Here is an 18642-nt window from a genome sequence, read left to right on the forward strand (position 1 = left end):
ATGAGTAATAAAGAGTTTAATGCAAATACACAAGAGCAAATGTGGACAGTAGAGCAACTTGAACCAAAGCTTTTACTTTCAGCAGATTTGATGCCGGGAGTGCATGAAATATCAGGAAATATTGAAAAACCAGGTGAACAAAAACAATATGAATTTGTCGTCACCGAGAAAACTAAATTCTTCTTTGATGGCATCAATGGAGAAAAATTTAATTGGTCGTTAAAAGGTAAAGAGAAGGGGTTAAATTTCTCACCAATGTCTTTAGAAGTTGATGCACATAAATTTCTTGAGCTTTTACCAGATACATATCAATTAACAGTCGATGGTGAAGATGATAAGACCGGTGATTATTCTTTTCGGATTTTTGGTGAAAGTGCTGCACTTAATCTGAACTTGAATGAAACAACTGACCTAAAACTCATACCATCGACCCAAGCAGTACTATATAAAGTACAACTTGATCAGGGGGATCGTCTTTACTTTGATAGTCAAACGTCAGCAGTGACTTGGAGTGTGTTTGATTCAAATGCTAAGCTAATTATTAATAAATCAAATCTATCCAAAGGTTTTGAAGCAACTCAATCGGGTGCATACTGGTTATCAGTAGAAGGAAAAAATTCTCAAAATAATGTAAATAGTTCTTTTACGCTGTATTCAACCAAAGACTCAATAGATGTTTTAAAACTAAATGAAAAGCAAAAGGTTATATTTAATAAACCATATGAGTCTAAAAAATATACATTTGATTTAAATCAAGATCAATGGATTGCTTATGATCAGCTTACGCAAGGAATTCCAGATACAGAATGGTTGATTGAAGATAATACTGGACAGCTCATTTTTTCGAATAAACAAACTGAAAATGCAGAAGCAGCGCCTAAATTTTTGAAAGCAGGAAGTTATAATTTAGTATTTAATAGTCTAGCGAATATTCAGGGTGAGATTACTTTTGAGTTGAAAGATAGCTCAGTTTTAGAAGGGAATATAGATGAAAATAATCCTAATCTAACCGTAGGCATAGACAGTTCGAAATTTATCAAGATAAAAAATAAGGACAATGATAGCTTAGCCTTGATATTTGATAATTTAGTTGAAAACGTTGAATTAAAAAGAGAAGGAATAATCTCAAAGGAGGTATTCTTTTCAAACACTGGGGTGCAGTATTATAAAGTATATCTAACGAAAGATGATGTTGTTAAAGTTGAGAAAAAAAACAATTTATCCTTGTTAAGAATATTTGATGAAAATGGTGTTGAAGTAGCTAAATCAAATGGAAATAATCTTCAGTATTTTTCAGAAAAATCTGGATATTACTATTTAGGTGTAAGTTATTCTGAAAATGATAATTATATATATTTTGAAGAGGCTGAAAATTTAAAAGATAAAAAAGACAATATTATTTTTTCATATGTACCATATTTAAATAAGATTAAAGAAGTTGGTGATGCGGGCGGATCGATAGCAACTGCAAAAGAAATAAAACTTCAAGCCTATAATAGTTTAAAAGTAGAAGTTGGAAATAACAATACAAGTTATGCAGATGTTGATTTCTTTAAAATAAACGTAAATTCAGGTGATCAAATAAGTATTTCGACACCAAATGGACCCGCTATAGATGGTTATCTAAAGATATTCGATAAAAATGGAAATTTATTAAAATTAACAGATGACTCTCCATTAACATATGATTTTAACACGAAAGGAGATTATTACTTAGCTTTTGGTTCATATAGTAATCGTAATTATAATCCATTGGTGGAAAATAGTGCCGGGACAGGAGGGAGTAAAGGAGTAATAGACGTATATATTGATCTTAAAAAAGCTATGTCTTTACCAAAAGTATATTTGGTTGATAATCAAGGTGATTTAATATTAGAAGAAAATGTCACTCAGTTAGGACTTATAAAACAGAGAATAAATAAGGAACAAGAATATTTTCTCTGGGTAAAAATGCCAGAAACTAAGAAAAAAACGCTTTCATATAGTGTTGGACTTTCTAAAACAGTAAAACATGAAATTGATATTTTAGGAACAGTTGAGCAAGAATATAATTTTAACAGTATCTTAAAAAAATATGATATCAATTTGAATGTCAAAAAAGCGGGTACATATTTTATAAAAGCAGGTGTGAATTCTGGAGACTTTTCTTGGATGCTTAAGGGGTTTGGAATTGAAACGATAGAATCTAATATTAATGAAGCTGAAAATTTAGGTGCTTTAAAACCAATTTATTTGGCAGAAGGTATATATCAACTCACGGTTGAAAATTATGATGCTATTGGTAAATTTAATTTAGACTTTATTTCAACAGATACAATCTTAAATCTAGACTCGGGCTCAGAAATATTAATAAATAAACTAGAACCAAATGAAGCAGTTATCTATAAGATCGAATCAAAATATTTAGATGAGTATTTATTCAATGTAGATAAAAATAATCCGAGTCTAAATATTTCTATTTGGGATCAATATGGGAAACTTATAGTTGGTGATGTAAGTAATGATCTAAATTTATATCAAGATTATAAGCAAAGTAATCTTTATATATCAATAGTAAATAATAGTATAAGCGATACACTTCATGATATAAAATTTAAATATGTAAGAACAGAGCATACTCAGCCCATTGTCGTTGCTAAACCAATTTATTTAAATCAAGAAATCTTAGAGACTGCTGAGCAACTTCCACGAGATATCAAATATAGCTTTAATGCTGAACATGATGGCCTAGTTACTTTTGAATTAATTAACAATATTTATGAAACAGTAAGAATAGTTGGACCAGAAGGCGAAATTTTCTCTGGATTTTCTGGTGATGCTGACATAATACATGCTAAATGGCTTGTTTCAGGTCAATACTTTATAGAATTTAATAATAAGCTTGAAAATACACCATTTAATTTTAAAATTAATGATATAAATCAATATCCAGTTTTAGATCAAAATGTATTAAAAAATCTAAGTTTAAATGTGGATAATTCTTTTCAAATTTATCATTTTAATATGGTTGATGATTATGATTATTCATTAAAGTTTGATGGTGGTTATGGGGGTTTTAACTTTAAAATATTAAGTTTGGATGGGATTGAAATTGCTCGTGGTGGTGGGGAATTAAATAAGGTTGATCTTCTTAAAAAAGAATTGGTTGGTGATTATTTATTAATAATTGAAACTAATAACGAAGTGGATTTTAATTTTAATTTTATTTTAAATTCAAGTAAGAAAACATTGAACCTAAGTGAGGATAATAGTTTCAATTATAGGTTTGATCATTCTTATCAATACAAAGAAGTTGAAGTAGTTGTTGATGAGGCTGGTTTATATTTCTTTAATGCCTCGATTTTTAATGGTGGACATTGGACGCTTGTTGATAGTAATGGTGGAAATGAGTTTTTGCCTAATCCTTCTATGCCAAGCCGTTTGTCTGAAATGAAAGAGAATGCATTTAATGAAACTAGATCATTTTATTTAGGTAAAGGGGTTTATAGATTAATTCTTAACGGATCATCTAATAGTGATGCAAGAATTAAAATTGAAATAAAACAGGAAAAATATGTTTTAGAGCTTGGTTTATTGAATGGTGAGCTAGTTATACCTAGTATCAAAGCCAATGGAGGTGAATGGTTTAAGATTTCAGAAAATATTTATAAAGAATTTCTTCTAAAGTTGAAACAAGAAACACCTGATTTAAGTTTGAATTTCTTTGGTGAAAATGGTGATTTAATAAATAGTGGTTTAAATCCAAATGAAGTATTTAGTTTGGATTCGGATTGTAAATATATTTATGTGGTTGTGATTAATAGTGCTTCAGAAGAAAAGTTAAATGTGGTTTTTGAAATAAAAGATAAAAGAAGAACTGTGAATTTGAATGAGGACCTGCAATTTAAATATGATGATATTTTAGATAAATCTGATTTTGTATTTGATGTAATTGAATCTAGTTGGGTTACTTTTAGATTTGATTCAGGTGATTTTGAGGGTTTGAGTTTAAGTAAAGGATCTATTTCTATATTTGATGGTAGTGCTGAATACTTTAATCATAATGATGGATTCGGTTTGAAAACATTATGGTTGGAGCAAGGAACTTATGTTCTTAACTTTAGAAAACCCGAACCTAGATTTTTAAATGAAACAAGTTTGGAAGATGAACTTAATTGGTTTAAATTTTCTATTTCTACCAATGAAAATGTTGAAAACATAGAACTAAACAATAATGTTGAAATTGATTTTTCAAATACAGATGCGTATAGAGTTTATGAATTTAGTGTCGATCAATTTAAGGATTATAATTTAAGTCTGATTGAAGGAAGCAGTGTTGAATATGCATTGTATACAAGCAGTGGAATTCAAGTATTTAATGGTCAGCTCGATTTTGGTGGAAAAATAGAAAATATTGCTGAATTCAATCGATATTACGATTATAAAAATTATATTTTGGTTCTATGGAGTGAGCAGCAAAAAATTTCTATTCTCCTTGAGGAGGTTGATAGTACTTTACCAGAAATCCCAGTGGTTTCTACGACTTCAGTTGGAGAATCAGAACTTGTTATTTCAGGTGTGAGTAGTACTACTGAGAATTTTGAAAAAATATCCTTAAATATTGAACAGGATGGAATGTATTTTATTACCAATCTTAAGGATGATGGAAGATTATATTGGGGAATAGTAGGTGCATCTTTTATTTCAAATAATGATTTAGTGAACCAAGTTTACCTTAAGAAAGGGATATATAATCTTATTATTGTAAATCCGGGATTGGTTGAAATTGGTTATGAATTTAAGATATTACCAGTTTTAAAAATCAAAAGTGAAATTAATAAACAAGAAGAAACTGTTGTTGATTCATTGGCTGCTGGTGAAACAGTATTTTATAAGCTTACACTAGATCAAACAGATGAATTGTTTTTTAGAAATTTGAGTCAATATAATGACTTAAAAGTAAGTTTGTGGATGGAAGATGGTTCATTTACTGATTATTTTGGTGATTCTATAAAGCTTTTTGAAATTTATGGAGATGCTAAAAAACAAAAAGAGATCATATATTTAACAATTACAAATATTTCAGCTGAAAGTATCCAAAATTTTAACTTTATTGTTGAAGATAAAACAAAAAAAATTATTCTAAATGTTGATAATGTTTTTAATGTACAAGATGGTCAACAGTTTTTTTCTTTTAATTTTAATGTCGAAAATGATGGTTGGTATAGCCTGAATTACAATGGTTTAAATAATTATTCTGCTAATATTTATCAAGTTGTAAATGGATGTCGGTTGCCTGTAAGCCGCTCTTTATATACTGATGTAGATTTTTATAAATTAGAAAGCGGTAATTATGTTATTCAGTTTTATTACAATTATGTGCCAGCTTTTACTATGAGAAGTAGTCCATCTGATTTAGGAGGTGGTCGTAATTTAACAGTTAATATTTCGGATGTTGAAGAGCCGAAAAAAATATCTATAGAAAACCAAAATGTAGCAGCAAGTGAACATACACAAGTTTATGAGTTTCTTGTTGATCCAGATTTTAATTATTTTATTGATATTCCAGAGCTAAATGGTAGCGAAGTTAGTAATTTTACTTTTAAATTATTCGATGAATATGGTAGAGAGCTTGTCTATGAAAATTACTATGCTATGTGGAGGCTTCCATTAAATGAATTTGGTAAAAATTATTGGCTAGTTATTGAAAATAATAATCAGACAGAAATTTTATTCAATATTGTGAAGCAACCAAAGCAGATTCATTTGTCAGTCAATGCAAATGAAAATACTGCTTATGAACTTGATTTGTTAAATGATTATCAAGGGCAAAATATTATTTTAAATATAGAAAAGTCAGGAACGTATTTCTTTGAATTGCCAATCGATGAAAATTTGCAATGGGATTTAATCGGTCTTGGCCAACAAAATGGTTTCCCTAATAGAGAGTCTGTACTTTCACGTAGTGAGGAGTTTAATAGTAATAATGCTGTGCTAGCTTTCCATTTATCAGCGGGAACTTATAAACTCGTATTACGACCATCACAAGCGATGCATGTTGCATTTAATATTATTCCGGCAGCACAAGCTGTGAATGTATTAACCAATACGCATACTGTTATTGACCAATTAGCTGCTGGTGAGGTTAGGTTATTCCGTGTATATCAGGACTACTTTGCAGTTTATACTGATAATTATAATCAATTCTGGTTAAGTTTGATTTCTGAAAACCTTTATCTTGAATTTGATTTCTGGACGCAAAATGGTGAACGAATTTTCTTAGATTATGCTAATGAAAATGGAATTATTAAATTATTAAATACGCAACCTTACTATTATATTTCAGTAAAAAATAATGGCCCTGACGTTCAAGAGAATATTGAATTTATTGTCACCAAAGAAGAACATGTTGCTGAAGTCGAAACGATTCATTTAGACCAATTTGTTTCAATTGCTGGGAATGCGCTAAGTGACCAGTTAACATATGAATTTTCAACTACAGAAGATGGTTTTATCCGTTTTGATTTCAAACAGTTGGCTTATCAATATATAAAAATAACAGGTTCGGATGGTTTTATTTTTGAGGGAAGTCCTAGAACACTAAATAGTTTAACAGGGCAGTCTTTAGAAGCATTCTGGTTGAGAGCAGGCCAGTATAAGCTTGAGTTCAAAAATAAAATATTTGGAAAAAATTTAGAGTTTGTCGTTCAAAATCAGTCAAAGCTTGCCAGTATTATCGCTGATGAAACTGCCCTTGTAACTTTAGCGGCTAAAGGAGGGTATCAATTCTTTAACTTAACGTTAAACAATCAGAATGATACTGAATATTGGTTACATCATGTCATTACTAGTGGACAAAATTTATCCGCTTTACGATACACACTCTATAGTCAGGATGGAAAGAAACTTTCAAATGGTACTCTTTCGACGCTGTATCAAGCTTTAACTACACAGGGTCCAAATAGCCAATATATTTTATTGATTGAAAATTCTAGTAACTCTCAAATTGAATATCAACTTAATTTACTCAAGAAGCAAAACCCGCAACCACTAGTAATTGAGCTTAATAAAACTGTAAATGATCAGTTTTTGGGACTTGAGCAGCAGAAAAGCTATACTTTTACAATCAATGAGATGACTACACTGAAGTTGGAGCAGCTCTCATTAAATAGTTCAAGTAATAATTATAAGCTAGTAAATAGTAAGGGCTTAGAAGTTATTCTTAATAAGAATAATTACCTTCTCATTGCAGATACATACTATTTAACTGTAGTGAATGATAGTCAACCAAATGATCGTGCAAACCCATTTAGCTTTAAGACGGTTGCCGTGAACAAATCGATTGACTTGAATTTAAATATATTGACACAGATTTCATATAATCAAGGAATACCAGATAAGTTTTTGAAAATTTATTTGAGTGAAGATCGACTTTATGATTTGAGTAGAAATAATTATCAGCATGGGGGATTTATTATATATGATTTACAAGGTAATTATATAAAAACAATTGAGCCAAGTTATTATAATTATGGTGTTGGTTTTGAAGTTAACCAAACAGGTAATTATTTGATTCGACCTACTTCTTATTCAGATTATAGTGGAAGTATAAGTTTTACTTTGATAGATAAAGCTAAATATTTAAATCTTGCTGAAAGTGATTTTGTTAGTGGGATTTTAAATACTTATAATAGTCAGCAAAAGTATAAGATAAAAATTGAAAATCAATCTTTGTACAAAGTTAATGGGAATAATTCAAATATTGTTTTTTCAATTAAGAAAAAAGATGGGGCTGGTAATGTTTATGAAACTCAATTAAATGGAGGAGGCTATTTTTCTTTAGAGTCTGGTGAATATGAAATTACACTCTCTAATACTTCATCAAGTGCCAGTGGGTACTATTTACAGTTTTTGGATTTACTAAAGCCAAATGAAAATGAACTTCAACTGAATCAAAAAATTACAGTAAATTCAGCGAATGGTCAAAAAGCAAATATACAAAATTTGGATGGACAAGCAGGTGAAACTTGGCTCATTGATTTAAGAAATACTGGCTCAAATTACCATGATGTTCTTTGGGAGTTATATGACCCATCTGGAAATAGAGTTATTTCCTCTTCCCAATCAGGAGGTCAAGATAACTCTGTTAAATATACTTTAACACAATCAGGTCAATACACCTTGTTGATTTGGGGATATTCATCCAATTCAGCTAGAACAACTTCTGTCTTAGTTACTCAACCTGCTGAAGTTAAACAAACCCTTAATATTGGTGACCAGGTTTCAAGTCAAATAGTCAAAGCTGGAGATGTACATACATACACACTGAAATTGGATAAATCAACTGCTTTTATTATTGATGCTGTATTAGGCAATACCAATTTTAGTATTATTCGTGAAGATGGGACAGTAATTGATACAAATAACTATTCAATACAATATTTGACAGCGGGGAATTATCGTTTCGTATTTAGTGGTTATCGGTCTGATACACCTACTTATTCATTTAAGTTAGTTGACTATATTGCAAAGTCCTCAGTAGTGAATCTTGTTGAAAATATTAGCTCTGAATTAAAAGTTGGTGAGAATCTGGCCTTCATTGAATTGAATACAGAGCCAAGTCAAAAATATAGTTTAGATTTTACTACCAGTACGGGGCTTTCGTATCAGATTGTAGATGCATATGGGCGGATTTTAATCTCAGGCAATGATTATAATAACAGTAATACATTTATTGCACCTGACGGTCAAGCTTATTTGATCGTTAGAAGATCAAGCACAAGTACGGTTAATGCTTTCAACGTACAAGTGGTACCTGTTTTAAATACTGTGTCAGTATTACAGTCTAGTCAGACGGTAAGTGTATCTATGTCAAAACTTGCTGATCGGGCTGAGTATACTTTCAGTATGGCAAGCGAGGGGTGGTTGGTTCTAGAGAACATTGCTTCTAGCGACACTGGTATTACACTGGCTTTACGGAATCAAAATAACAGTCAAATTTTTAGTCATAACAACTTAACATTTGCGAATGGGCTTGCCAGAATTTATCTTGCAGCTGGACATTATACGCTCAGTGTAAACTCCAATAGTGATCAGGCCGCTGCATTACAATTTGATGCTCGTATTGATCAAACAGGTGCATATAGCAATGTAGGCCAAACACTCAATACTGCTCAAGAATTGTTCCTGAAAAACGGTCAAACTGAAATAAACCTGCTCCAACCAGCGACCAATCAGCCTTATCTCTACAGATTTATACTGACTCAGGGAGATACTTTTAATGCAATACTTTCTGAGGCTCAAGCAGGACAAATCCGTCTGCTAGATTCATCAGGAAACGAAGTCGTTAAAGGAGCAGCAGGTTCCATACAGCATAATGCAACTTTAACAGGTATTTATTATCTTGAACTTAAAAATAGCAGCGCTGGTACACAGCATATTACACTGAACCGCAGCAAAGGAAATCTGACTGAAAGCACGGATGTTGGCAATACGTTTGCTACAGCTAAAGAGTTGAGTTTTAAAGCGGATACGCAATTTAAAATTACGACCACAATTGGCGATGGTACTAATGCCAGTAAAGACGTTGACTTATATAAAATTATGTTGGTTGCTGGAGAGCATTTGAATATCTCCTCATACACCAATAGTAACTTCCTAACACGAATTTTTGATTCTGCTGGTAATGCAGTTTATTCTACTTCGTATGGCGGAGATGGTTATTATTATACAGCGATTACAACAGGTATTTATTATATTGGATTAAGTGGTAATCAAAATAATAGCTATAACCCGTTAACGGGTGAGAATGCTAAGGATGCCTATACAGGAAATAATACTGTTGTTTTAGGTCGTCAGTCAGGATTGATCCGCCCAATTACACAATTTTCTGAAAAAATTAATATACCAGAAAATATGACTTCTACGGAAAATTGGTCTGGAATTATCAATACAGGTTCATCTCAGGAATTTTATTTTGAAGTAAAGTCTGATGGCTTATATTATTTAGATCGTATCCAGTCAACTTATAATTCTTCATATAATTACGGCGTTTCTGTGTTGGATTCGCAATCAAGAGTTATTGGGACTGGTTTTAACGTTGCTTATTATTTAAAAGCTGGTGTATATAAATACATCGTCAATAATGCATCGTATGCAGAAAATTTCCAATTCAAATGGATGAATCTGTCAGCTCAAGCGACAGCGATCCAACAGGGTCAATCTGTAACTTTAAATTATTCAAAAAATGCAACAGCCAATCGTGTATACAAATTTTATGCAGAAGTTGGTCAAAATATACAGTTCAATAGTTTAGGACAAGTATCTGGTACTGTTCCTCCTTATAGGATTGTGAATGAATTTGGTCAAGCTGTTACTGAAAATAATTTGAGCTCATCATTAGATGGTTCATTGATTAGTCTGAAACATAGTGGATATTATTATATTGTTTTTGATGATACATCGAATGGATATAGTTCAGAATATTATCAATACTCTGGTTCGGTTTCGTTCCAAGTTGATAGTATTGATTTAAGAAATATTCCTCAGCTTCATTTAAATGACAAAAAATCTGGAATTTTAAATGCAGCTAGTCAAGAAGTTACCTATGATCTAAAAATAGATAAAAAATCGACAATACTCTTTGACCTCTTAACTGCGACAGATTCAAACCTTTTATTTACGATTATTGATCGTTCGGGGAATACAGTTTTTTCTGATTATTCAAATAATCTGATCAATAGCAGATTGTTATCATTAAATGCAGGTATTTATAGAGTTAAGGTTCAAACAGCTTCTTTTAGTCAGCAGGTCTATGGCTTTAAACTTCTAGATTTAACTCAGGCACAGCAACTCAGCAGTGGGCAAATTGTTGAAGATCGTCTTAAACCCGAAGGGGAGCTATCTGCATATCAGATTACAGCAAATGCTGGAGATCGTATATTTATCGATTTTGATGAGTTAATTGCACAAAGTTATAACTATTACAATGGACAATGGAAACAAAACTATACCACCCAATTGATCGTGATAGATCCATATGGTCGTCAGCAAGTCATTTCAAGAAATGATATCAATAATCTGGGCTCAGAGTTTGTTGTCACCGTTTCAGGTGTGTATACGATTCTATTTGATGAACTCAATCGTGATGATATTGAACTACCATTCCGTATGGCGGTATATGTTCATGCAGCCTCTAATCCAGTCGTTATTGATTTAGAAAACAATGCTTCGCGAGTTGATCTATCGATAAACGAGCTAAAAGTACGTAGTACGGATGGTGATACGATCAAATCAGGCAGTCAGTTGGAGATAAGCTGGACTGCAACAAATATCGGAAACAGTAATTCTTTTGGAGATTTTACTGATCGAGTTTTGATAAAAAATAAAAGTACAGGGGAAATTATCGCTGAGAGCTTAGTTTCATATTCTGAACAAAGTTCTGGTGCCCTTTTAATTAATCAATCTATTAACCGTACTGTACTTATTAAGTTACCAGAGGGCCGCCTTGGTGTTGGTGATTTTGAAGTCATTGTTGAAGCGGACTTCTATAATCAACAAAAGGAAACATCTGAATCGCGGAAAAACAATCAAGCTGTCATATCGTTTAGTAGTGAGTTTAGAAATTATCCTAATTTATCGGTAGATCACATCACATTGACACCAGCACATAATTGGCAGTCTGGTGATTCCGTTACATTAAATTGGGATGTTAAAAATTCTGGACAGGCGCCTGCATCTGGTTCATGGATAGAAAGAGTTGAAATAATTAATATTACGACAGGGTCGATTGTTGTAGCCCAAGATATTTTAATGTCTGCGCAAAGTTTAGCTCAGAATAGTGAAATCAAACGTCAATTCAATTTTGTTTGGCCATCGGATATTTATGCGATTGGACAGTTCTTGATAAAAGTTAAAGTCGACGCTTTAAATTCGATTCCTGAATTCAGTCAAGACGGTTCATTAGAGAATGATAACGAAGCTCGGATTGAGGTGATTGCTGGACCAGATTTAGTGGTTAAAAATTTACAATTTTTGCAATCAAAAATTCAGGCTGGAGATCTTGTCACCGTTTTATGGCAAGATGTTAACCAAGGAAGTGTGGCAACGCCTACAAATTATCAAGATCGACTGACTGTCCGTACAAAAAATCCAGATGGTAGCGCTGGTAAAGTGATATTAAATTTTGCCGTTGCATTTAATGGGCAGGATGCTTTGCCGATCATGGCTGGTGAGATACGTAATCGTAGTTTCAGCTTCACGATGCCTGAAGGTGTAGATGGTATTGGCCAATTTATTATTGAAGTTACTGCAGATAGTAATATTGCTGGGCAGGGTATTGTCTACGAAGTCAATTCTGTAGGTAATGCTGAAGCGAATAATAGCTTAGCCGCAACATTTAGTTCTACAGCGCAAACCTATGCAGATCTTAGAGTCTCGCAAGTTATTGTTCCAACAAATGTGGGTGCAGGAAATACAGCTAAAATTCAATGGACTGTAACAAACCGTGGTGATGAAGTCGCTGAAGGTCAATGGGTTGATCGTATTATTTTAAGCCGAGATGCGATTATTGGGAATGCCGATGATATTATTTTAGCAAACTATAATCGCGTCAAAAATCTAGCGGTTGGCGAAAGCTATCAACAGGATATCTCGCTTACAATCCCACCTCGTCTGCAAGGCAGTTACTATATTGCTGTAGTGACTGATGTTAATCAAAACATCAAAGAGCCAGATACCAGAGCAAATAATCAGGTGATTTCTGCTCAGTTTAATATCATAAAAACATATGCTGATCTGAGTCCTGAAATTGTTCAACTCCCGACAGTATTAGGTCGTAATGAATTAGGTCGTGTGAGTTGGAAAGTTTCCAATAATGGTAATTTGACAACAGATATTAATCGTTGGGTCGACACAGTTTATATGTCAACCAAGCCAACATTGGACTCAAGTGCAACGGTATTAGGTTCTGTTACGCGTACGGGTGCTTTGGCGGTTGGAGAGTCTTATCAGGCTTATCTTGATTTTTCATTAAATGGAAGCCTTGGACAGTATTATTTATTTGTTAAAACAGATAGTTATGGTGCTGCTTATGAGCCAGAGCACACGCAAAATAATATCGTTGTCTCTCAGCCGATTGTTTTGGAGGGAGAGAAATTACCCGATCTTCAAATTTCTGATGTTCAGGTTCAATCGCAATGGCAATCCGGGAACCAAGTAAAGCTCACATATACCTTAAATAATACTGGAACAGCAGATTTTACTGGTTTGGTCTATGACCGTGTTCGATTGATTAATAGCAATAACCCTAGCCAGATATATAATTTATCAATCTCTCCTGCCTCTTTTAATCGTGATGTTGCAAAAGGGGAAAAATTTGTTCAGGAAGTGTGGGTTAACGTACCGAATATTGCCTTAGGACAATGGAAGCTAGAGGTGGCTTCTGATGTTCATAATTACGTGCGTGAGTTAGATGCGGTTAGCCATACAGCAAATACTGTAATTGAAATGGTGAGCCCTGATCTTGTTGTTGGTAATTTGAAAACGACGGGAGTTCTACAAGGTGGTCAGAATATTGATATCTCATGGACAACCTACAATCAAGGGAGTGCAAAAGCTGCTCAGGTGAAGGATATTGTTTACCTATCACTTGATGATGCAATTGATGGTAGTGACATTAAAATTGGTGAAGTACTCCATACCGAAATCGGCAGCTCATCATCTATTTCATCTGTACTGAATTATAAAATTCCACAGCACTTATCTGGTCGTTGGCGTCTCATTATTGTTACTGATGCAAGTAATAAAAATGCTGAATATAATGCGGAAGATAATAATCAATACTCACAAAGTCTTGAAATTGCGAAGGCAGAATATGCTGATTTAGTTGTTAAAAATATCAGTGTACCAACTCAAACAATTGCTGATCCTGCAACCTTAAAAGTGGAATGGACTGTATCAAATATTGGCACTGGCGTTGGACTCAATACAACGTGGACAGATACGGTGATTTATTCTAGCGATGATATCCTAGGTAATTCAGATGATATTGTTTTAGCTAAAGTTATCCATGATGGAACACTTGAAAAAGACGCAAGTTATACTTCATCTGTTCAATATCGATTTGGTCCAAACTTTACTAAACATGGTTATATCTTTGTTCAAACAGATAGCTTAAAACAAGTTTGGGAAAATGATTTAGAGGCGAACAACACCGCAAAATCCGATCATATCGTTGACGTAATGCCAAAGGCTTACGCAGATTTACAGGTCAATAGTTTATCAATTGACAATACTCAGCAATTAATCAGTGGTTCAACAACCACGGTAAAATGGTCTGTTTCCAACCAAGGGATTGGTATTACAGATAAAGATACTTGGGTTGACCGTATTTGGTTAAGTAGTCAGGCTGATGGCAAAGGGCAAATCTGGGAATTGGGATCCATTCAACATTTGGGCTATTTAGCTGCAAACCAAAGTTATGAACATTCTTTGGCAATTACCCTACCAAATGGATTGTCTGGTACTTACTATATAAATATGAGTACAAATACAGGGAATAGTGTATTTGAGTTTATATATGGGGACAATAATCAGAAGTTAGGCTTAACGACCCAAGTCCAACTGGCAGAATATCCTGATCTTATTGTAGAAAATATCACACTTCCAGAAACTGCATATGAGGGGACGGAAGTAGAGTTTAGTTGGAGTGTCCGTAACCAAGCAGGTAAAAATGCAACAGGCAACTGGATTGATAGTGTTCGGTTAATTTCTTTAGATGGTAGTAAATCTCCAATCTATTTAGGAAATTATAGTTATACACAAGGCTTGGAAATCGGCAAAACCTATACTCGAACAGAAAAAGTAGGTCTACCTTCTCGTTTAGAGGGGGCATGGCGTTTAGAGGTGGTGACCAATGCCGATTTAGGCAAAAACACGAACAGTCAAATTTATGAACATGCAGCTGCACGTTTAAATAATCGTTTAATTTCTGATGATATCTTACGGGTGGATTTAAATCCTCGTCCAGATCTACGAGTTACGAAGATAGAGGCACCAGAAAAAATCATTGCTGGTGGCAAAGGCAGTGTCAAATTTACGGTCAGCAATGTGGGACCATTGGTTACCAGTAGTCAATGGAAGGACTCTGTTTACTTATCTCTTGATGGTAAGTTGAGTTCTGATGATATGTTGATTGGGCGCTATGATAGCGGATCAGCATTAGCTCCAACTCAAAGCTATACCACTATTACCGATGAATTTACCGTGCCATTACGTTATCGCGGTGATGTTTATATTATTGTCGTGTCTGATTCTGGCAACAGCATCGATGAATATCCAAACGAAAATAATAATATTCGAGTAGAAAAGCTCTATGTCGAGCCGACACCTTTTGCGGATATTGTGACCAGCGATGTGATTGCACCAGACCAAGCGAGTCATGGTAGTAAAATTACGGTTGATTATAAGGTAAGCAATAAAGGTTCTGCCAAGACACAGGGTGATCAAAGTAGTATTAATAGCTGGATCGATAGTGTTTGGTTGACGGTAGATAAGCGTCAACCAGATCCATCTAAAGGTGATAAAAAATTAGGTGATATCCGTCATACCGGGTTGCTTGAGGTTGGAGAAGACTATTTAGGGCAAATAACGGTCACAATACCTGAAGGGACGTATTCTGGTCGGTATTATATTACGGTCTGGAGTGATACCTATGATGCTATTTTAGAAGATACGCTTGCAACCAATATTAATTTGGATGATCCAACACAGGTTGATAATAACAACTATAAAGCAAGAGCAATTGATATTTTAGGTTTCTCACCACCAGACTTTACTGTAGTTGATATTCAAGCGCCAGTTCAGGCTGTTGCTGGGGGAAGTTATCAATTTAGCTATACCGTGAAGAACCGTGCCGATGAGTTTGAAGGCACTTGGACCGATGAAGTTTGGTTAGCTGATAATGCAGATCTCTCTAAAGCCACTATTCGTTGGAAACTCGGTGTTTTTAATCAAACTAGAAAGTTAGGTTACAACGAAACCTATACTGTAGAGCAGGTCATTCCTTTATTGGCTCCATCAGTGACAGGTTTACAGTTAGTTGTTCAAACCAATACCAAGCAACTGAAAGATATAAATGACAAGGTCAAACTAGAGAAAGTTCAAGAAAACAATACTGCTGCAGTGGCTTCACGTGTGACGGCCTTAGCATCTGATTTAGTTGCGACACAAGTTATTGTTGATCCACAAGTATTTTCTGGTGAGACGGTCAATGTTTCTTGGACTATCGAAAATAAAGGGGCGGATGTTTGGACTGGTACACGCTCGTGGATGGATTATATTGTTATTAGTGCATATCCAGAATATCGTCCAGAGTATTCTACACTGATTGGTTCTGTGGAACACTCCAATGCACAAGGATTAAAATCAGGGGCAAGCTACACCACGACAGGCCAATTCAGCATTCCTGCAGGCTATGATGGACAATACTATATTTATGTGTTCAGTGATGCAGCTTTAAGTCTTGGTGGTAAGCCATTTATTCCTTTGGATGCTCTCAATGGCGGAGATAATCAACATGTTTTAGAAGCTTATCAAAAAGCAGTATTTGAAAATAACCTCATACAAAATAATGTTATTTCAACGTCATTTAATGTTGTATATCGAGAGCCTGATTTAGTCATTCAGGATATCCAAATTTCCAACGCAAACCCGAATTCAGGTGAAACGGTTACGGTGACGTGGACTGTTAAAAATACGGGGACTCGTGATACACGAGTGAAGAGTTGGTATGATGGGGTTTATTTATCGATCGACAATACTCTGGATGCCTCTGACTATCCAGTCATAGATCGTGGTGAATATACCGAAATAACAGGTAAAGTGAGGTTGGTGGCTTTAGACGATGTTCTGAAAGTTGGGGAAACTTATACGAGATCAGCAACATTTACCGTACCTGCTGCAATTGGTGGTCATTTTAATCTGATTATTAAAACAGATACCAATTATTTCAATGCCGGTAAAACTTCAAATGATCGTCCATCTAGTATCCGTAAAAATCTAGATACCATCAAAAAACCAAATGGGTTAGATCAAGGAACGGTTTTAGAATTTAAAGATGAAGGTAATAACGAAAAATCGATTGCTCTAACAATCAACTTTGTCAGCCCACCTGATTTACAAGTAAGCACTGTAACTAGCCCAACTAGTGTGATTTCAGGTCAAAAAGTCGATATCTCATATATCGTAAAAAATCTTGGTGGAAAAACGCCATCAGATCAAGGTTCGTGGACAGACTTGATTTATTTGTCTACTGACCGAGTACTTGATTTAAATAAAGATAAACTTTTAGGCTTTGTGAATCATAGTGGCGGCTTAGCAGCAAATGCTGAGTACTCGGCATCAATTCAAGCCCAGATTTCAACTGAGATGAGCGGGACATATTATGTCTTCGTAGTGACAGATCCTGCTTATTATCGCGATGGAGCAACAGGTAGTGTTTTAGAGTTTGAAAATGATCTGAATAACACCCTTGCTGCCGAACAGCCATTACTCATTATTCAACCTGACCCTGTTGATTTACAAGTCAGCGATATTGTATTGCCAGCGCAAACGAAAACGGGTGAGAAGATTCGCGTTGAGTATATCGTTAAAAATGTCGCAGACTATCAAGCACATGGTCAGTGGTCTGATGCCGTTTATCTATCTCGAAATAATACTTGGGATAATCAGGATATTTTATTGGGGCGTTTCACTCATCAAGGTGGATTAGCAGCGCAGCAACAATATACAGGTTTCATTGAAGCGCTATTACCGACTGTTCAAGATGGCCAATGGTATATTGTTGTCCGTCCAGATATTTATAATGAAGTGTATGAGGGGAGCATTGTTTATACCGAAACAGGTTTAAATATTGCACCAGCAGAAGCAAATAATGAAGCTGCGTCAGCCTCAACATTTACGGTGACGGTACCTAAATTATTACTCAATACCAATACGGATTTGACACTCAGCAGTGGTGATCAGTATCTCTATAAACTTGAGGTTGGTTTAGGTGAAACTTTACGTGTACGTTTAGATTCGAGTGCGCTTAGTGGCTCGAATGAAATATACATTCGTTATGAAGGCGTACCGAGCACGGGGCAGTATGATTATGCCTATACTTTAGCCAATTCGCCTGACCAAGAATTATTGGTACCAACGACGAAAGCGGGTACTTATTATATTCTAGTGAAATCAAGCAATTCTGCTAAAAATACACCAGCAAAAATTATTGCAGAAACACTACCTTTATCGATTACGAAAGTCACACCAGATCAAGGTGGAACAGGGACGAATGATTATCGCTGGGTCACTATGGATATTTATGGGGCGCAGTTCTCGGCTGGTGCTTTAGTTAAACTGAGCCGTCCAGGTGTATTTGAAATAGAACCAGAGCGTTGGCAAGTACTTGATGCTACACATATCAGAGCTGTATTTGATCTTCGTCAAGTTCCACATGGCTTGTATGATATTGTAGTGACGAATCCGAATGGTGATCGAATTGTAGAGCCATATCGTTACTTGGTCGAGCGTGCCATCGAGCCTGATGTGACCATTGGCTTAGGTGGCGCGAGTCAAATTGCTCCAGGTGAGACGGGTAATTATAGTGTTTCTCTGCAAAGT

General features: G+C 34.6%; 1 protein-coding gene (running past one end of the window). It reads left to right on the forward strand.

Features of this window, described 5'->3' with window-relative positions; all coding sequences use genetic code 11:
* Positions 1-18642, forward strand: partial view of an Ig-like domain-containing protein gene (locus A7P55_RS11035; protein ID WP_171552108.1) — the 5' end (the start) only. 19449 nt of this gene lie beyond the right edge of the window; the window shows 18642 of its 38091 coding nt (coding positions 1-18642); it begins with the start codon at positions 1-3; its stop codon lies off the right edge, out of view.

Origin of the sequence: Acinetobacter sp. Ac_5812, from assembly GCF_013072695.1 — a bacterium.
Taxonomy (GTDB): domain Bacteria; phylum Pseudomonadota; class Gammaproteobacteria; order Pseudomonadales; family Moraxellaceae; genus Acinetobacter.